The organism is Treponema sp. OMZ 305 (assembly GCF_024181325.1).
GTDB lineage: Bacteria > Spirochaetota > Spirochaetia > Treponematales > Treponemataceae > Treponema.
Genome location: NZ_CP051300.1, coordinates 1,551,112 through 1,571,082, shown reverse-complemented (window position 1 = coordinate 1,571,082; position 19,971 = coordinate 1,551,112). Strand labels below are relative to the sequence as shown.

Below are 19,971 nucleotides of genomic sequence, written 5' to 3'. Positions count from 1 at the left end.
CTCCAGTAATCGTAATCGGCATTTCCATATATATACGGTTAAAATATTCGGGAGGATATCATGTGCAATGCAATGCGGCAAAAGGCCGCGGCAGTCTTTTTTTTCTTGTGCATACTGATCGCGGCTCAAGCGACGGAGCAAACTGCCATCGACACATACACCTACGGAGATCTTGTTGAGACAATTGCACGGACGGATGCCCCGCTCATCACCGGTAAATATATCATTTTTACGGCATCAGGAGTAGCGCGCCATGTCGGAATCGCCTTTGAACATGAAAACTTCCAATCGATTCATTCTTTCCAGCGCTTATACCGAAGCGATGATAGTACCGAAACTAAAAAATCAATCCTTTTCTATATTATGCAGATACCTGAAGAAATGAGGGAGCTGCACTACCGGCTGGTTATTAACGGTCTCTGGTCTACCGATCCGCTCAATCCCGATGAAATATTCGACTATTCCGCAGGAATGTCCCTTTCGGTTTTAAAGATTCCGTATCAAAAAGAATATAAAACCGCCGTCGAAAACAACGGCAGAACTCGTTTTGTCTATCAAGGAGAATCGGGCAAACGGATATACCTTGCGGGCACGTTCAATAACTGGGATCCCTTTATGTACAACTTAGAAGAAGTGATGCCCGGTCGATATGAATTATACCTTCCGCTACCGAATGGCGTTTGGTATTACGCTTACTTTACAGATGGCAAGCAAATTCCCGATACGACAAACCGCGAGCACGTTTACATGACCGATGGCCGGACTGCTTCGGTTATTTCCGTGGAATAGCGGCATATAGGCTTTCTGCCGTATGAAGACATTCCTGAAGCAATCAACGGAAGCGCGGCGCGAACTCATCCTTACCGCAAATCCTGTCACGACATTGCTTATTCTCTCTCTCCCCTCGTTACTGATGAATACCGTGCAGGCGATGATGCCGTTTACCGACGGGCTTTTTATCAATAACTTGACCGGTTACGCCGTAACTGGGGCAGTAACTTTTTCTCAGCCGATTATTTCGATGGTGTTGGGACTGTCGCAGGGGTTAAGCGTAGCCGCAATGGCGATCATCGGTCAGCTGAACGGAAAAGGCGCAATCGCAGAAGGAAAAAGGGTTGCTGCGCAAATATTTTTGTTTGCGGTCATGCTCGGAATCATCAGTGCGCCGCTGCTTCTGATCATCAGCGTGGCGGTTTCACGGAGCTTGCAGAGCGATATAGCGCCGTATGTCCGCCAATATATTTCGTGGTACAGCATCGTCTTACCGTTCAGCTTTTTAGAGGCCGTGTATAACGGTATCAAAAACGCAAACGGGAAACCCGAAGCGGCTTTTACCCGAATGACCATCCTCTTTATCTTGAAGGTTATCGGCAATTTTATCTTTCTCTATGTTTTGCGGCTCGAAATTATCGGCTGCGTGCTCGCATCTCTTTTGGCAAACGTATGCATTACAATCTGGATGGTATACGAATTATTCATCCACAACAGCCCGGACAAACTCGATGTTAAAAACTTCAAGTTCGATTCAAAAATCATCAAAGAGGTTCTGAAAGTCGGTTTTCCGGCAATGTTCAACTATTCCTTTTTGTACTTAGGTTTTTTCCTTATCAATAAAGAGATTGAAAAATACGGAGCTATTGTGGTCGCGGCACAGGGAATCGCGAGCAATATCAATGCGCTGTGCTTCAATCTGCCTGCGGCTTTTAGCGCGGCAATTACGACGATGGTCAGTATGCACATCGGCGCAGGATACCCGCAAAAGGCAAAACGGGATTGTCTCCTCGGCTGCATCACCAGCATCATTATCGCCGTTATAATGATTTCGATTATGATTCCGCTTTCGCCTTATCTGACCGTCTTATTCAGACGGGAGCCGGAAATTATCGGTATTGCAAACAATGCGCTCAACATCTATACCTATTCGATTATCGGCTTCGGTATTTGTATGACCATTCAGGGTGCGTTTATCGGACTCGGCAAAACGAAGATGCCGCTTGTGCTCGGTGTGCTCCGTATATGGCTGCTGCGTTACATCTTTGTACTGGCAACGGAACACGTCCTACAATATTATGCAATCTTTTGGGGAAACCTCTTTTCAAATATGGCGACTGCACTGATTGCAATCATCCTGATTCTACGGACAAAATGGGTGTCGGCGCTCACCATCACAAACGAAAAAAAGGAGTAACCGCTATGCACGGTTCACTGGCACAGATACCGCAAGTCGAAAAACTGCTTTCACATCATGAGCTTTCCAGCTGCATCGAAAAACTCGGCAGACCGATTGTATCCATTATCGTATCGGAGTATATCAAGCAGATACGGGCTGCGGCTTTAAAAGGAGCCGCCGTTCCGTCTTTTGATACGTGTATAGCGGACATCCGGCAGCGGTGCACACAGCATATACGGAAGCGGATTTCGAAGATTATCAACGCGACGGGCATTATCTTGCACACCAACCTCGGACGAAGCCCGCTTCCGCACGGTATTTGGGATGCGGCAAAGGAAGCCGCCCAATCATACTCGGCTATCGAGATGGATTTGGAGGACGGCAAACGGGGACAGCGGTTCCCCTTTGCCGTCGAAGCGATGAGTACGCTTGTCCGTGCGGAAGCGGCGCTGATGCTGAACAACAATGCCGCTGCCGTGTTTCTGTTACTTAAAGCGCTTGCAAGCGGGAAAGAGGTTATCGTTGCGCGCGGCCAGCAGGTGCAAATAGGCGGCGGCTTCCGCATTCCCGACATTCTGCGGGAGGCAGGCTGCACGCTCGTAGAAGTCGGCACCACCAACATCACCACCCTTGAAGACATTACCGCCGCCGTTACCGAACAGACGGCAATGGTGCTATGGGTGCATACCTCAAACTATAAAATCCGCGGCTTTACGGAGCAGCCCTCCCTGAGCGCCATCCGCCAGGCCCTACCGCCTGAGGTAATCCTTGCGGTGGATCAAGGGTCAGGCGCTATTTCGCTTAGCCTACAAGACGAGCCGACCGTACCGGCCTTATTAAAAGAAGGCGCCGACCTCGTTTGTTTTTCGGGGGATAAAGTATTCGGCGGCCCGCAGTGCGGATGGATTACCGGCAAAAAAGATTTAATCGCGCTCATTGCCCGCCATCCGCTGATGCGCACCTATCGGGTAGGCCGCGCCGTCGCCGCTTTAATGGAAGAGACCCTCGTGCACTACCTGAATAACGGAAAGAGCGCCGCGGCCGAAGCGTTGCTGCTTGACCCTGCCGTGATAAAAAAACGGAGCGAAAAACTTGTGAGAAAATTGCCGTCCGGAACCGCACGTGTTGTTCCCTACCCTTTCTCGCTCGGCGGCGGCAGCACCCCCGACGAGACCTTCCCGTCATGGGCAATTATGCTGCACACCCATAAACCGGAAGCGGTAAAGACGGCGCTGCGGTTTTGCAGCATTCCGATTATCGCTATTATTTCGGAGGATAGGCTGCTGCTACACCTTGCCGCCGTGAATCCTGCCGATGATGCATATCTTATCCAAGAATTACAGGATATCTCTAAAAACTCGCCCGGCTTTTAGAGGTTCGCTAAAAAAATCACAGAGGTGCGTTGACTATGGCATATATTTTAGGAACCGCCGGACACGTCGATCACGGCAAAACCGCATTGGTAAAATGCTTAACCGGAGTGGAAACCAGCCACATCCCCGAAGAAAAGAAGCGGGGTATGACCATCGAGCTGGGTTTTGCCGCCTTGGAAGATCCCGTACACGGAACGGTCGGCATCGTTGATGTTCCCGGACACGAACGGTTTATCCGTAACATGGTGGCAGGCACGTGGGGACTTGACGCGGCAATGCTGATTGTCGCTGCAGACGACGGATGGATGCAAATGTCGTCCGATCACCTGCGGGTACTTAAAGCGATGCATATCAACTCCATCCTGTTGGTCATAACCAAATCCGACTTGGCCGAGCCTGATATGATCGAGCTGATACGGGAAGATGCAAATCGTCATTGCCGCGAAATCCTCGGAAGGGAATTACCCTCGGTGGCTGTTTCCGCACATACCGGCGCCGGTATCGACGAACTCAAGAAAAAAATTACGGAATTATTGAGCGCCGTCCACACAGCTCCGTTAGATAAACCGTTCCTGTATATCGACCGCGCTTTTACGCTGAAAGGAATCGGCATCACGGTAACCGGTACGCTCCGCGGTAAAAGCATTGCCGTCGGCGATCAGCTTGCACTCTATCCCGGCGGAACCGAGTGCAAGATTAAAAACATCCAAAATCACCACGCCGACGTATCTTCTTCCGAATCGGGAATGCGGACGGCGCTCAACCTGAAAATATCCGAAAAGGAAAAGGTAGAGCGCGGGATGCTGCTTGCAGGCATGGGCGAAAGCCCCGTACTGCAAGGATCCGAGCTGCTCGTCCGTGTCGATGAATATTTTAACAAACAGGAAACCGGCGCCGGTATGAAAAATCATATCGAACTGGAACTTGCAACCGGCAGTACCAATACCATCGGTGCGATTCACTTTAACAAAACCGATCCCACGCTGGCGCGGGTGTCCTTGCAGGAACCTATTGCCGGACGCTGGAACCAACCGGCCGTCCTTATCAGGCATGGGGGAAGTTCCATTCTCGCCTCGTGCAGAATACTTGCGGCCTTTGACTCCTACCGCGCATCCGTCTTTAAACAGTTTTTTTCGGTGTATGCCGGACGGGAATTATCGTCGTGGAAAAGCTGCGGCTTTTTCATCACCGGCTTTATAGAAAAAGACCGCGCGGAACCCAAGGAGCTTTCGGTTGACGCAAAAGACGTTACGGCCTGCGGCAAACAGCTCATCTTTACCAAAAAGCTTGTCGAATGGGAAGCAAAGATTTTAGAGACCGCAAAGAAAAGTCAGGCAGGTTTTACGGCAGAGGAAATCGATACGGCTGTGCCGGTAAAGGTGCGGCAGGAAATCTTGAAAAAACTGTGCGCGGAAAACAAACTTGCCAATGAAGGCAGTGTGTATAAGCTGGCAGGCAGCGGGGATACCTTGTCGAAAACGGCACAGCAGCTGTTACAGTTGGCGCTTAAAGCAGGGTTTGACGGTATCGAAATAGATAAAATCCAGCTGCCGCAAGTACGGAAAGACGCCCGCGATTTAGTAAAGCTCGGTAAGCTCGTCGTGTTGGAAAATTTTTTGCACTACCACCGCGAGATATACGACAAAGCGATTGCCGCTATCTTAAAAGGGAAAAAAGCAGGCGACATCATCACCATTGCAGACGCCCGTACCGCGACCAATCTTTCGCGCAAATATGTCATCCCGCTGCTCAATGTTCTGGAAAAAAACGGCAAGGTAAGGCGGCAGGAGAACGATAGAATCGTCTTGTAGGGTTAAGACAGGGGAATCATCAATGTGAAAGCGGCCGGTTTAATTCATAATTCATAATTCATAATTTTTAATTACACATTACCCATTATTTCAGTGCTTCTACTTCTGCTTGAGAGAGACCGGTTGCTTGCGCAATATTTTCAACGGATAATCCGAAGTGTAAGAGATTCTTTGCGGTTTCAAGCGCTTTTTGGCGGGAACCTTTGGCAAGACCTCGTGCCTCGCCTTCATCCATCGCGTCCATAAGGGCTGCCGGTAAAATATGGTATTCTCTCCGTGCTAATTCGTTCTGTTTTACCGTCTGTATCATCTGCTCTATCCTCCCTGTATATTCAGTTGTTACCTTACCGGTTTTTACATATTGTAAAAAGCCCTGTAAATCTTTATTATCTGCTGTGCTAAATGCATTTGCATTCAGTATAATCTTTTTTGTTCCGTCCTGTAAGGGTATGGTTTTATCTTCCACACAAATATTTTCAAACGTGTAGATAGCCCTATTCTTTCCTACAGGATCAAACAAACAAATAAAGATAATAAAACTATCGTTTAACGTCTTATAAGAATATCCCTGATCAAGGAACGAAATATCAAGAGCCGCCTGATAGTATCTCATCCGTTTCGGAAGGTTGTATTGGTTAGCAACTTGCATTTCAATATTGTAAGACGTACCGGCTTCGTCTTTTACCAGTACATCCAACCGGACGGTTTTTGCTCCTGAATTGGTGGTAATTATGTTCTGGGACGAAAGATAGGTGATTTTTTCTATCTTAGCGCTAAAGAGCAGTTCAAGAAATTCTTTACAAATATGTTCATGCTCCATGACTTTGCAGAACATAAAATCATCGGAAATAGTTAGTTCTTCAAAAGGTTTTCTCGTCATTCACACCTCCTACCATCCTTATATGACTTTCAGAATAAAATGGCTAAAGAAATGAAGAGTTTTTGAGTTTTTAATTACAAAATCCTATTGCAAAACTTCCTGCAGCGGCCGATTGCAACATGCGCCAACACGGGCGTAGCATACTCCTCTTCATTCCACACACCACGTTCAAGCTTGTAGCGGTATTGCTTAATACGCTTTTTGAGACGTTTTTTCTTCTTTTGCGCAAGATATATTCCTTTCGACTTGAGTAAAAAAAACAGAAACGGTACGCCACTCACAGTTTTGCCTATGGTTTCTTCTTTTAAAGTTAACAGCAACTCCCCTTCCAAAAAGCGCTTGGCTGTATGCAGCATGTCTTTTATTTTCTGCAAGGTATCGACAAAGAGTAACACGTCATCCATATACCGGACATATAATAGACAATATGTTGTGCCAACTAGTTTGTAAAAACGAGGATTGAGCGACAAGAAGGATAATGCTAGCATTACCCGTATGAGGCATTACCTCATACAAAAAGAAAAAGTTTTGTATATAGGGTTAAGACAGGGTAATCATCAATGTGAAAGCGGCCGGTTTAATTCATAATTCATAATTCATAATTCATAATTCATAATTACACATTACCCATTATTTCAGTGCTTCTATTTCTGCTTGAGAAAGTCCCGAAATTTTACAAATATCATTGAGTGGATACCCCATAGTTAGCATTGTCTTTGCGGTTTCAAGCGCTTTTTGGCGGGAACCGCGAGCTTCTCCTTGTTGTATCCCAAGCATTAAACTTTCCTGTCTCTGTACTGCAATATCGGTATCGTAATCATATTCGGCTATTAACATATTAACTACCTCCCGTGACTTTCTTTGTAAATATTCTCTTAATATATTGTTTTTGATGCATTCTTTAATGGCATTTTCAAACCCATGCTCTTTATCAACTGCGATATGCCGACGTACTGCATCCACAAACCGGCTGTATTGTCCCAACGGTTCACAACTCTTTAATATTTGACTATCTTTATCATAATTGATATTTATCAATTTTACAACAAGTTCAAGACTTTGCGTTTCCGATTGCATAATAAAGGAATCTGAAAGCTTCAATACTTGTTTTGCAGGCAGTTTTTCTACTCCATTATAAAAGACATAGAATGTGGGAAGTGGGATTTTTTTAAGAGTTCGTGAGTAGCGGTCTCGGGGATTTTGGATATGTTCATACAGTCGTGTAACATATTCAAGACATCTTAATGGCATATTCGGATTTACGGTTGACTGATGTTCTGCAAGTACGATGATTTTATTATCAACGAGATACGATACATCATTGGCGAATGACATATACATTGTTTGTTTCAGCCGTATATTTTTCAATATATCTGTAGACTGATAATTCGTATTATACAGGGCATTATACAGCGCTAAAAAATTATCTTTTGCAGTTCTATCGCTACTGAAAAGATCAACAAAGACCGAATCCTTTCAGAAGCGGCACGGATGCCGCTGGTTCCATGCAGAAGCGATGTTTTTGCTGGGCAAAAACTCGTAGCTCAAGCCGGTACACGGATGTATCGGCTTGAGCAGTTGTGTTTTCTCATAGTAATTCACCTCCGTGCACCGCCACCGACGACGGTAGTTTCTACAGGATATATACAGCACGGATGCAAAAACGGCTAAAGAAATGAAGAAAAAAATCACCTTTTTTATTAAGTTAGGGGAAGACTTTTCTTTTTTTTCGATAACAGGGCATCTGCAAAAAACTCGGTCAGTTTTTTCAGATGCCCGTCGAGTTTTTAATAAGTCTATAAATATGAATGACTTATTAAAAACATCGCAAAAAAAAATTTCAAGGAAACCCTCTAAAAAACTGAAGTTTTTAGAGGCTACCTAAAAAGTCTTCCCCTACGCCCCCATCTATTCAGAACAGCCACGGATGGCGGTGATTTTATGCAGAAACGAGATTTGCGTTTGACGCAAATCTCGTACTAAGGGGAGTACATGGAAGTACTCCCCTTAGTGAGCGACTTAGGGCTCTGCCCTAAGAACCCGCATTGATTCCAAAGCATAGTTCTGAAAATAAAAGCTAAACAGTAGTAACTTTCACACTAACTCGTTTCAGTACCGCCACGGATGACATCGCTCACAAATGTACATCCTTGTACATTTGTGCGCTTCGAGTTTTTCTAATGAAAAACTCGATACTGTGAAGAACCGCTGACATTCTGTCAGCAGCAGCGAGTTTGCCTTGCGGCAAACTCGTCGCCCAAGAATTGACTTCCTTGTCAATTCTTGGACAGTACACGGACATGCAGTTTTCACGGGCGACAAGCCACACGCAAGCCAAGATGGTCGTAGCTGCAGTCAGAGTTGTAGTCTTCTCGATAGGCACGAGCGGCTTGGAACGCACTGTTGTGCCAGCTGCCACCGCGAAAGACGCGCTGATAACCGTCGTAGTACCCCTCATAGTCCGCCGGCAGCGGATCGGGCAACTCACCGGCCCTGTCCCAGCACCATTCCTGCACATTCCCGCTCATGTCGTATAAGCCGTACCCGTTCGGTAATTTCAGTTTTACTTGGTGGGTTTTTTGGTTGCTGTTTTTATGGCACCACGCATAGTTTCCAAGCGTATCTTCATCGTTCGTTCCTGCCCATTTGTCCTCTGTACCGCCTTTCGCTGCCCACTCCCATTCCGCCTCGGTTGGCAAGCGGAATCCTTTCCTAGATAGCCTTTGTATCGGCTGTTTTTTTGCCTGTGCATGAGCTTTTGTGTATATATCCACAGTTCCTTGAACATGGTACACACAGTCAGCTGCTTTAAACCCCGCTTTCTTTGTCAGCTCATTACAAAAGGCTATGCACTCATACCAGCTTACTCCCTCCACCGGACGCTTTTCTTGTACTTCGCCGTTTTCAGGCGGATAACTTGTTCCTTGAAAATAACTCGGATTATTACCCATCACTGCCTGCCACAGCTCCTGTGTTACTTCCGTCTCTCCTATCCGGTATGCGGAAATGCTTACCGTGTGCGGTTGGTTATTGCTTTCATCGCTATGCCCCAGTCTTTCGTACGTTACGGCATCAATGCCTTTCATCGTAAAGCTGACATCGCCTATCGTGTAAGTTTTATCAAAAGAAGGATTGAATGTTACTTTTACCTCTGTAGCTGCGCTCACCTTTACCGTTATACTTTTGCCGCCACCACCGCCTGTTTGCAGCGCCTCGGCGGGCGTAACCGTCCATTTGTTTACCTTGTAATCCCCAGCAGGCTCTGCGGTAAAGGTTACCGTTTTGCCGTGTTCGACGGTTATGGGGCTATCCGCCGTTGCAGCTATGCCGTCCGACTGTGCCGTAAGCGTGCCGTGTTCGCCTTCAACGCTAAAGGTTACCATGTATTCGTTTATCTTCCACTTTGCCCAAAAGGTTTTATTACCCGTACTGCCTTTTTCGATGCACGTTACAGGAGAACCGGTGAATTCTGCATTATCATACCAGCCCTTAAAGATATACTCTTTTTTTACTGCGGGTTTTAATGTTATTGTTTCCGTTTCTATCGTGTAGTTTGCGGGATTATCGGTATGGTTTTTTCCCCCGTCGAGGTCGTAAGTGATGGTATAAGAAATCACTTCCCACTTTGCCCACAGCTCTTTATTTCCCGTACTGCCTTTTACGATGCGCGTTACAGGAGAACCGGTGAATTCTGCATTATCATACCAGCCCTTAAAGGTGTAGTTTGCTTTGCTTGCATCCTCTAAGGTAATCGTTCCCATTTCTGCATTGTAAGAGGCAGGGTTACCGCTGTGACTTCCCCCGTTGAGGTGGTAAGTGATGCTATAAGTAACGGCTTCCCACTTTGCCCAAAACTCTTTATATCCCGTACTGCCTCTTACGATGTCCGTTACGGGAGAACCGCTGCAAGCTGCATTATTATACCAGCCCTTAAAGATATAGCCTGTTCTTTCTGCCTCCTTTAGCGTGATTGTTTCCGTTTCTATCGTGTAGTTTACAGGGTTGTAGGCATGGTTTTTCCCCCCGTCGAGGTGGTAAGTGATACCATAAGTAACGATTTTCCAGTTTGCTCGAAATGTTTTATTGCCCGTACTGCCTTTTTCGATTTGGTTCCAGAGTATATAGCCGCCAGGAAAAGGCTCACACCATTCCTCAAAGGTATACCCTTTTTTTACTGCGGGCTTTAGCCATATTGTTTCCGTTTCTACCGTGTAGTTTGCAGGATTATCGGTATGGTTTTTTCCCCCGTCGAGGTTGTAGGTGATGGTATAAATAGCTATTTCCCATTTTGCCCAAAACGCTTTATTATCCGTACTGCCTTTTTCAATGCACGTTACGGGAGAGCCGCTGCAAGCTGCATTATTATACCAGCCCTTAAAGGTATAACCTTTTTTTTCTGCGTCCTTTAGCCATATTGTCTCCGTTTCTACCGTGTAGTTTGCAGGATTATCGGCATGGTTTTTTCCCCCGTTGAGGTGGTAAGTGATGGTATAAGGAATCGCTTCCCACTTTGCCCAAAATTCTTTATTATCCGTACTGCCTTTTGCGATGTGCATTACGGGAGAGCCGATGTAAGAAGCATTATCATACCAGCCTGCAAAATCATACCCTGTTTTTACTGCGGGCTTTAGCGTTATTGTTTCTATTTCCATGTAGTTTGCAGGGTTGCCGGTATCGTTTTCTCCCCCGTTGAGGTGGTAGGTGATGCTGTAAGTAACGGCTTCCCACTTTGCCCAAAACTCTCTATCACCCGTACTGCCTTTTTCGATGCACGTTACGGGAGAGCCGCTGCAAGCTGCATTATCATACCATCCTGCAAAATCATACCCTCTTTTTATTGCGGGATTGAGCGTTATTGTTGCCGTTTCTACATTGTAAGAGGCGGGGTTAGTGTTGTAGCTGTCTCCATCGAGGTGATAGATGATGGTATAATCGCCCTCCTTTGCCCACTGTGCGGTGTACGTACCGTTCTCGGCAGGGAACTTTTTAGGAAGTTCAGGGTTCCACACGCTAAAGACGTAGCCTTCTTTTATCGGGTTTGCTACTGCCGGTACATCGCTTCCAAAGCGGCCTTTTAGCTTGTTTTCCGGAAGAGGAGGGGTTAGGCCTCCTCCGTCCAAATTAAGGGTAAGGGTGATAAGGTTTCGGTCATATTTAATCTGTACTACCGTTGAACCGTCGGCAGCTATCGGTTTTTGAATAATGCCCAAAGACCTAAAACCCGTATATGTTTTTGCTTGCGCCTCCGTTATTGCCCCTGTAACGCCTGTTTTGTCTTCGGTATCAACCTTGATGTAGTCATTGCCGGTAACATTTTGCTGCCAGTGCTCTACATTGTATTGAACGGTCCCGGCAGGTTTAGCCTTAAAGCTCACTCTTACCGCTACGTCAGCCGTTACTTTTACCTTTGCAGTACTGTTGCCATCCTCTCCGGTACCGGCTTCAAAGCTGCCGCCTTGAATTGTCCACTTGTCTACAACAAAACCGTCATCCGGCGTTGCCGTAAAGATTAAAACGGTGTCTTTTGCGGCCTTATTTCCTTCAAGAAGGCTTGGGTTTACCAGAGCCTTTCCGTGTTCTTCCGCTTGTACGGTTACGCTAAAGGTTTGGGAAGGTATCTTCTTAAACGTTACTTTTACCGTTATGTCAGCCGTTACCGTATGCCGAACTTCGGCGGCATTGGGGCTTGCAGGCGTTATCCCCGTCCAGCTTTCTACCATGAAGCCTTGAGCGGGAGCTGCCTTAAAGAGTACGGTTTTCCCCTGCTCGACGGCAGCGCCCGAGCCGATTTCGGTACTTCCGACCATCGCTTTGAGCGTTCCGTTTGCCGGTGTACCTTCTACGCTAAAGGTTACCTTGCGCTTAGCCGTAGGCGACGGGGGCGGACTTGTTTTTTCAAAGCTCACCGTTACGCTTACCGCTTTGCTAATTTTAAGAGAATAGGTATTCTCCGTGCCGTTTACGATCTTGCCGTCTACCTTCCATTCCTTTACTTTGCAGCCATCGTTAGGTCTTGCCGTAAAGACAACGGTTGCGCCAAGCGGTGCGCTTTCTTTATTTTTCAATTCTTTTTCGCCGATTTTTGCTGTCAATACGCCGTTAGCCGGTTCGCCTTCTATGCCGAAACTTACCGCGTAGCCGGTTTGCCCCTGCGAGCTTACGGCGGTTTTCGGACAGCCTGCCATTGTTAGTGCGCTTATCAACAGTACAAGCACGCCAAGTAGTGAACCGAATCTTCGTTCCATAATACCGCTCCTTTTAAATAATTCGTAATTTGTAATGTTTAATTATGAATTAACAACTGTTTTACAAATCATCCATTGTTCATCTGTTCATCAGTCCTGCCACTCAAAATCAGCAGGATTGCCGTTTTTCCATATCAAATGATCGGATATCCGTTTATATACACGCTTTACTCCGTCTTGCGAATCTTGCGCACTGTATTTAAATACGCCCACAAACTTGTAATACTGCGCGCCGCCCGCCTCTCTTCCTTGATAACCTGCAAAGACAAGATACGGTATTGTCTCTCTATCATTGGTTTTACTTGCCGTATCCATTTCTGTTATTGTCATACCGTCTTCTGAAAGGCGATTATCCCTGTCAGCTCTTCCTTCCATTTTAGGAAACCAAAACATCACAGATTTTTCAGGATATGGAACAAGGGCTCTGCGCAGAGGGATTTCTCCGGTATATCCTAAAAACCGTATCCAGATTTCCATTGTGCGGGCAATAATATCATCCCACACTGATAAACTGTTTTTCTGCTTTACAAAATCGCTTATTTCTGCTGTAGAAAGTTGACCTGTAAGGTTTAACATAATAATACTCCTCCTCTTTCCGGCTGTATGCTAAAAAAGAGTTAAAAAATGTGTTCCACAACCAATACCGGTTGTGCGGTCTATCCCAAGGGTAGATCCATAAACTATTCCATTTCCGGACATACCCCGAAACATCGCTAATGAGAAAAAAGAAAGATGGTTGTGAAAAAAAGACGCCCGTTTATCAGGGCGCAGACAGACTTTACGCCTGAGTTGCTGAGTTGCTGAGTTGCTGAGTTGCTGAGTTGCTGAGTTGCTGAGTTGCTGAGTTGCTGAGTGATTGTACTGCCGACTATTTTTATGTCAAGTATCTTTTGAAAATATGCGGGTATCTGCGCTTTTGGGGGAAATAATCGATACTGTGGTAATAGTATACGTTGGCTCAGCATAACCATAAGTATAGGAGTAAAAAGGGAAAAGCGCAAGGGAAAAATAATTCATAATTCATAATTATGAATTTTCCTTCCCTTATTCATTGGTTTCCGCGAAAGTGTGCGGATTTTCCTCGACTTTTTGCATTTTATTACGTATACTTAATAGAGAGGGCTTCTAAAAACGTGATCAACCTTTTTAGAATGACCTGAAAGAAGGAGCGCTTCAAAAGGTATTTAATTTTGCGGCGCCTTCACTCACCTGATACCGTATAGGAGGTCTACTATGAACATCAATTTACAGGCGGTAAAATTTACGCTGGACGAAGATCAAAAAGCCTTCGTACACAAGAAATTTGAACGGATTAAGTATGCGGAAGAGTTAATTGTTGACGTTCTCTGCACAATAAAATTCGACAAAAAATTCACCTACGAATGTACCGTCAATTTTAAAGGCGGAACGGCACACGTCTCCACCGAGGATTATGACTTTAACGCAGGAGTCAATAAATTGATGGATATTTTGGATCAGAAAGTACGAAAAGAAAAAGATAAGATACAAGCTAAAAAATAAAAACACTCGGGTATCTCTATCCCCAAGGAGCCGAAGTACATTAGACCTGTTCGATAACTGCGTTGTCGAACAGGTCGTTGAGTTCACGCATCAGACAAATAGCACGACGCGTGAATATCGCGTTTTAAGGTAACCTATTCCGAAGTAGAACATATAATCAGCGGCTATCGTAAGTTCGTCAAAACTTTTTTTTATCGTATCAACAAAACTTTTTTTCATCGACACTCCCTGTTTTATCTTCCGGCATGTGATGTTTGCCGCGATAAGAAGCCTATAATGCTTCCACTTCCAGCTTGCTGAAGCCTGTCGCTTGCATTATCTTTTTTACGGGATCACCGAGTTGTTTTAGTATCTTTGCCGTTTCAAGCGCTTTTTGATGGGAACCGCGTACTGCGTCTTCGGCGAGACCGCATTCGAGACCTGTACTGAATTGAGCTTCAGAATATGTACTATTTTTGTAGAAATGACAAGAATACGTTTAAAGTCTTGAGTCGTGCCAATACCAATAGAAAGCTTCTTTATAGGGAGACGTAAAAATCATTTCCCTTATTATCCGTAATCAAGAACACCGGCAAGTCTTTGACGGAAATCAGCTGAACGGCTTCCATCCCCAAATCGGGATAGTCGAGGACTTTACGTGCAGTGATATGCTTTTCCGCAATGAGCGCCGCAGCGCCGCCGATGGTGCCGAGATAAAAAGCGCCGTATTTTTTACACGCGGTGCGCCACTGTTCAGACCGGTTCCCTTTGGCAATGGTGATCAGCGCAGCGCCTCTACTCATCAAATCATCGGCATAGGGATCCATACGGTTTGCCGTTGTCGGTCCGAAACTGCCGATAACGGCGCCTTTCGGTGTTTCCGCAGGCCCTGCATAGAGAATCGGATAGTGCAGCGTGTAATCGGGCAGCGGCTTATCGCTTTCCAGCAACGCCTTCCAGCGGGCATGAGCCGCATCGCGTGCAACTAAAATCTCGCCCGAAAAAAGGAACGCCTGCCCTACCTGATACTTCGATAACACGGCGCGGGCGGCGTCTATGGAGCTGAGGTCAACCTTAACAGGCTCCCCATGGTGTGTACCCGCGCCGGCTGTATACGCCGCCGCTTTTTCCAAGTATGGCTGAGGATCGGAAACGTTTTTTTGCAAAAAGGCGCCTTCGCGGCTGATATAACCGACAAGGTTCCGGTGCGCATTGCACGACACGCCGATAGAGGCAAAGCAGCTTGCCCCGTGCCGCGGCAATCGGAACACACGGGCGTGCGCCGCAAGATGGGAACCGCCGAACTGGGCACCTAAACCCGTTTCCGCAGCAATGCGCAATGCCCGCTCTTCCCAGTCCTTACACCGCAACGGACATACGCCGCCAACCGTATCCGTCCAGCGGACAGCGCCACCGGCTTCGTTTAACGCCGCTACCGCATCCCAGTAGCCGGTCGTTGCCAGCTTGAGGGTTTGTAAATTCTGTTCGGGGCTCAACCCGCCGATAACAACGGCAATCGTGTACGGCGGACAGGCAGCCGTTCCAAGGGCGGCGATTTTCGTCTGCAAAAAACGCTCAAAGGATTGGGGATTCAGCAACGCCTTTGTCGCGCAGGTAAAATCCGTTTTATTGGAAGAACCGCCGCCCTTCGCGCAGAACAGGAAACGGTACGAAGGCTCGGCGCTTCCGTTTGTGCTGAATATATCAATTTGCGCCGGTAAATTGGTAGCCGAGTTTTTTTCATCGAAGAGAGAAGAAGGAATATTGATGGAAAACCGCAGATTATTCTCTTTATACGCCTTCCCGATACCCGCAGTCAACGCTTCCGTATCGGAACCGAAAGGCGTTGTTCCCTCCACAGCGTTTAAGACCGAATACACGGACGAATCCTTCCATGCAAAGACTTGCGCAACGCCCGTGTCCTGACAGAGCGGCAGCGTACCTTTTGCCGCAATCACTGCATTTTCCAACAGTTTAACTGCGACAAGCCGGTCGTTTTCCGAAGATGCAGGATCGCACGCAACATTCAGCAAACTTTCCAAATGTTCTTGAGGAAAGGTAAAAGACAATCGTTTAAACGCTTGCTCTGCGAAGACAGCGAGTATGCTGCCGTCAACTATTAAGCCGTTTCCGCCCTGTACCGCCGCAAGGCCGGAGGCTGGAATAATCTTTTCAAATTCCATATATGTAAGTATACATCGAAAAGAACAAATTTACCAGCCCACGCATCGGTTATATATCGGTTGTATCACTATTTTTTTTGACTCTATTTATAATGCGGAATCCATAGCGTTTACCGTGAACTTCTTGAGTTTTATATTCAATTCATGCTATGACAATAAGGACATCTCTAAAAAACTGCGAGCTTATCAGCTTATTCTGTAAGAAAATGCTCATTCAGGTGTCCGCGTTGCCGACCTACGAATCAGTTTTTAAAAGATGCCCAAGGAGTCTTTCATGATTAAAGCACTGATTTTGGATTACGGCAATGTTATTTCTTTAACCGATACGGAAGCTATCGATGCGACACTGGCTGCCGAAACCGGCATTCCGTTGAAAGCATTTGGAAATCTTTACAGCACACACCGCAGCGATTTTGATCGCGGCATCATCAGCGGTGAGGAAATGTACAGCCGCTTACTGCAAAATAACGGCTATGAAGAAGCCGCTAAAGATGCCGAGCTACTAAAAAAAATGGTGGATATCGATTTAGCCGCTTGGCGAACTTTAAATAATGCGGTATGCGATTGGGCATTGAACATTCAAAAGCAAGGATTTAAATTGGGCATCCTTTCCAATATGCCATATCAATTTTTAGATCGATATGAAAAAGAAATTCCGCCCTTTGTAGCCGCCGATTATGCATGCTTTTCATGCCGGTTGCATCTGATAAAACCCGAACCGGAAATTTATCGCAAGTGTCTTAAAGGTTTGGGTATCCGCGCAGATGAAGCTGTTTTTTTCGATGACATTGAACGGAATATCGCTGCAGCGCAAAAGCTCGGATTCCGAGGTTTTGTATGGACAGGATTGGCGCAAGCTCAGAAAGATTGGCTTTCTTGCCTGTAAACGACAAAGCCCGGATTAAGCCCTGATTGAGCCGTTGACATAAACTATCGTACACTATAAAATAACAGCATTATTTATATGTTAGGACATTTCTAAAAGCTAACCGAGTTTTTAGAGATGCCCATGTATCTAATCTATTTTTATCTATTTATTAAGGAAGGAAATCATGGCAGAAGAAAAATATGTCTATTTCTTCGGAAACGGCAAGGCTGAAGGTAACGGCGAGATGAAGCAGTTACTGGGCGGTAAAGGCGCCGGCTTAGCCGAAATGACCCGTGCAAAGTTGCCCGTTCCCGCTGGTTTTACAATTACCACTGAAGTTTGTCAATTGTATTATTCAAATAATAAGAAATACCCTACCGGTTTGGAAAAATCTGTAAAAGAGAATTTGCAGAAGCTGGAAAAAAGCGCCGGTAAGAAACTCGGTGATCCCAACGATCCGCTTTTGGTTTCCGTCCGTTCAGGTGCTCCCGTCTCGATGCCCGGTATGATGGAAACGATTTTGAACCTCGGTTTAACCGATAAATCGGTTGAAGGCTTGGCAAAAAAGACATCGAACCGCCGTTTCGCTTTGGATGCGTACCGCCGTTTCATTATGATGTACGGTTCAACGGCAATGGGTATTGACCGCAGTAAATTCGACGCCCTTTTTGATGAAGTAAAAGAAAAACATACCCGCGGACGCTTGAACATTGCAGCAAGTAAAAAAGTCGGCGATACCGATGTAAATGAAGACGAGCTTGCAGAAGTTATTACAAAATTTAAGGCGCTATATAAAAAAGAGATTAAGAAAGACTTCCCACAGGATCCGATCGAGCAGCTTTGGGGCGCTATCGGAGCGGTATTCAATTCATGGATGGCTGAAAAAGCCGTTACTTACCGCCGCGTAGAAAACCTCGTCGGAATTAAAGGCACTGCAGTAAACGTTATGCAGATGGTATTCGGTAACAAGGGGAATACCTCCGGTACCGGCGTTTGCTTTACGCGCGATCCCAACAGCGGTGAAAATATATTCTACGGAGACTACCTCTTTAATGCACAGGGTGAAGACGTTGTTGCGGGTATCCGTACACCGATTAAACTTTCCGAATTTGAAAAAGAAGATAAAAAAGCTTATGACCAGCTCTGCAAAGTCCGCGCTCTTTTGGAAGACCACTACAAGGACATGCAGGATATGGAGTTTACCGTAGAAGAGGGTAAACTCTATATGCTTCAGTGCCGTACCGGTAAACGCTCTCCTGCTGCCGCGTTCAGAATGGCTGTCGATATGGTGAATGAAGGGCTTATCACAAAAGAAGAAGCGATCATGCGTATTAAAGCAAGCGATATCGAAGGTATCTTCTATCCGGCTATTGACTACAAGCAGGCAAATTTGAAATCCGCATTGCTTGTAAGCGGAATTGCCGCAGTCCCGGGCGCTGCCACCGGAAAAATCTGTTTTTCCGCCGCTAAGGCAGAAGAGCTTGCTGCAAAGAAAGAAAAAGCAATTCTCGTGCGTAAGGAAACCAGCCCCGAAGATGTCGGCGGTATGCACGCTGCACAGGGTATTTTGACTGCAACCGGTGGAAAGACCAGCCACGCAGCGGTTGTTGCGCGCGGTTGGGGAAAATGCTGTATCGTCGGATGCGAAAAACTCGTTATCGATTACGAAAAAGGCGAATGCAGCTATGACGGTAAAGTCCTGAAAGAAGGCGATTTTATCACCCTTGACGGAACCAAAGGTGATGTGTATGTCGGCGAGCTGAAATTGGTACAAGCAAAACAGCCTGAATCATATAAGACCTTGATGAAGTGGGTTGACGAGATTCGTACCATTAAAGTACGCACCAATGCTGACCGCCCCGAAGATGCGAAAGTTGCAATCGAACACGGAGCCGAAGGTATCGGTTTGTGCCGCACCGAGCACATGTTCTTTAATGATGAAAAGCGTATTCTTGCGATCCGTGAGATGATTGTTGCAAACACTACCGAGGGACGCAAAAAGGCTTTGGCTAAGCTGCTTCCGATTCAAACAAAGGACTTTGAAGGCATCTTTAAAGCAATGGATGGAAAAGGCGTTACCATCCGCTTAATCGATCCTCCGCTGCATGAATTTGTACCGCACGATAAGGAAGGTCAGCAGAAGTTGGCCGAAGCGCTCAATATCAGTTTTGCAAGTGTAAAGGAACGGGTAGAACAGCTCCATGAAGCAAACCCGATGCTCGGTCATCGCGGCTGCCGTTTGGCAATTACTTATCCCGAAATTCTCGAAATGCAAGTAACCGCTATTATTACTGCAGCATGCAATGTGCACAAAAAAGGTATTACGGTACTGCCCGAAATTATGATTCCGCTTACTATCGATCCTAAAGAATTTGCGATTCTTGAGCAAAGAATTCGCAGCGTTGCAGACGCAATTCTAAAAAAGCATGAGGCTAAGATTAAATACTTGGTCGGTACGATGATCGAAACTCCGCGCGCTGCTTTATTAGCCGATAAAATCGCAGAACGGGCAGAGTTCTTCTCGTTCGGAACTAACGACTTAACGCAGATGACGCTTGGTATAAGCCGCGATGATGCTGCGAAGTTCTTGCCTGCGTATGTGGATGAGCAAAAAGCGGGAGTATTCCCCGCCGATCCCTTCCAGTCGTTGGATCAAGTCGGCGTCGGGTTGCTCGTAAAAGACGGTATTGCAAAAGGTCGTTCAACTCGCCCCGAATTAAAGGTCGGTATCTGCGGTGAACACGGCGGAGATTTGGAATCCGTTAAGTTCTGCTGCCGTGTCGGCATGTCTTATGTTTCGGCATCCCCATTCCGTGTTCCGATTGCCCGCCTTGCTGCTGCACAGGCTGCAATAGAAGCGAAAAAGGGCGGAGCTAAAAAAACGACCAAAACGGCAAGATCCGCTAAAACCACAACAAAGAAGAAATAAATAATCGTTATA

13 protein-coding genes are annotated in these 19,971 nt (G+C 46.2%); 7 read left to right on the top strand and 6 right to left on the bottom strand.

Annotation, left to right across the window (positions count from 1 at the left end; genetic code table 11):
* Window positions 1–60 precede the first annotated feature (60 nt).
* Genes ABK01_RS06970 through selB form a run of 4 tightly spaced genes read left to right on the top strand, consistent with a single transcriptional unit; the run spans window position 61 to window position 5,354 of the window.
* A complete protein-coding gene (locus ABK01_RS06970) occupies window positions 61–789 on the top strand; it encodes a glycogen-binding domain-containing protein (RefSeq protein WP_253675107.1) in 729 nt (242 codons plus the stop codon).
* A gap of 22 nt (window positions 790–811) precedes the next feature.
* Window positions 812–2,188, top strand: coding sequence for an MATE family efflux transporter (locus tag ABK01_RS06965; protein WP_253675106.1), 1,377 nt, complete (start codon window positions 812–814; stop codon window positions 2,186–2,188).
* Window positions 2,189–2,193: 5 nt separating this feature from the next.
* Complete coding sequence (gene selA / locus ABK01_RS06960) at window positions 2,194–3,543, top strand: L-seryl-tRNA(Sec) selenium transferase (RefSeq protein WP_253675105.1); 1,350 nt, start codon at window positions 2,194–2,196, stop codon at window positions 3,541–3,543.
* A gap of 35 nt (window positions 3,544–3,578) precedes the next feature.
* Complete coding sequence (selB, locus tag ABK01_RS06955; protein WP_253675104.1) at window positions 3,579–5,354, top strand: selenocysteine-specific translation elongation factor; 1,776 nt, start codon at window positions 3,579–3,581, stop codon at window positions 5,352–5,354.
* Window positions 5,355–5,439: 85 nt separating this feature from the next.
* On the opposite strand, the gene ABK01_RS06950 is transcribed toward selB, so the two are convergent.
* The 5 genes from ABK01_RS06950 to ABK01_RS06930 all read right to left on the bottom strand — a co-directional run bounded on the left by ABK01_RS06950 (window position 5,440) and on the right by ABK01_RS06930 (window position 13,055).
* Window positions 5,440–6,234: an Rpn family recombination-promoting nuclease/putative transposase gene (locus tag ABK01_RS06950; protein ID WP_253675103.1), complete on the bottom strand. Its 795-nt coding sequence runs from the start codon at window positions 6,232–6,234 to the stop codon at window positions 5,440–5,442.
* A 74-nt stretch (window positions 6,235–6,308) separates the two neighbouring features.
* On the bottom strand, window positions 6,309–6,638 hold the full coding sequence (locus tag ABK01_RS06945) for a hypothetical protein (RefSeq protein WP_253675102.1): 330 nt from the start codon (window positions 6,636–6,638) through the stop codon (window positions 6,309–6,311).
* 226 nt (window positions 6,639–6,864) lie between these two features.
* Window positions 6,865–7,575, bottom strand: a complete 711-nt coding sequence (locus ABK01_RS06940) for an Rpn family recombination-promoting nuclease/putative transposase (RefSeq protein WP_371922002.1) — start codon at window positions 7,573–7,575, stop codon at window positions 6,865–6,867.
* 968 nt (window positions 7,576–8,543) lie between these two features.
* A complete protein-coding gene (locus ABK01_RS06935; protein WP_253675101.1) occupies window positions 8,544–12,479 on the bottom strand; it encodes an InlB B-repeat-containing protein in 3,936 nt (1,311 codons plus the stop codon).
* A gap of 90 nt (window positions 12,480–12,569) precedes the next feature.
* Window positions 12,570–13,055 carry a hypothetical protein gene (locus ABK01_RS06930; protein ID WP_253675100.1) on the bottom strand — a complete coding sequence of 162 codons (486 nt, stop codon included), beginning with the start codon at window positions 13,053–13,055 and terminating at the stop codon, window positions 12,570–12,572.
* A gap of 657 nt (window positions 13,056–13,712) precedes the next feature.
* On the opposite strand from ABK01_RS06930, the gene ABK01_RS06925 reads away from it, so the two are divergent.
* A complete protein-coding gene (locus tag ABK01_RS06925; protein WP_212564820.1) occupies window positions 13,713–14,000 on the top strand; it encodes an HPF/RaiA family ribosome-associated protein in 288 nt (95 codons plus the stop codon).
* A gap of 518 nt (window positions 14,001–14,518) precedes the next feature.
* On the opposite strand, the gene ABK01_RS06920 is transcribed toward ABK01_RS06925, so the two are convergent.
* Window positions 14,519–16,162 (bottom strand): FumA C-terminus/TtdB family hydratase beta subunit, encoded by a 1,644-nt coding sequence (locus ABK01_RS06920; protein ID WP_253675099.1) that lies wholly within the window; start codon window positions 16,160–16,162, stop codon window positions 14,519–14,521.
* 274 nt (window positions 16,163–16,436) lie between these two features.
* On the opposite strand from ABK01_RS06920, the gene ABK01_RS06915 reads away from it, so the two are divergent.
* Window positions 16,437–17,048, top strand: coding sequence for an HAD family hydrolase (locus tag ABK01_RS06915; protein ID WP_253675098.1), 612 nt, complete (start codon window positions 16,437–16,439; stop codon window positions 17,046–17,048).
* Window positions 17,049–17,214: 166 nt separating this feature from the next.
* Window positions 17,215–19,959 (top strand): pyruvate, phosphate dikinase, encoded by a 2,745-nt coding sequence (gene ppdK, locus ABK01_RS06910; protein WP_253675097.1) that lies wholly within the window; start codon window positions 17,215–17,217, stop codon window positions 19,957–19,959.
* Window positions 19,960–19,971 lie beyond the last annotated feature (12 nt).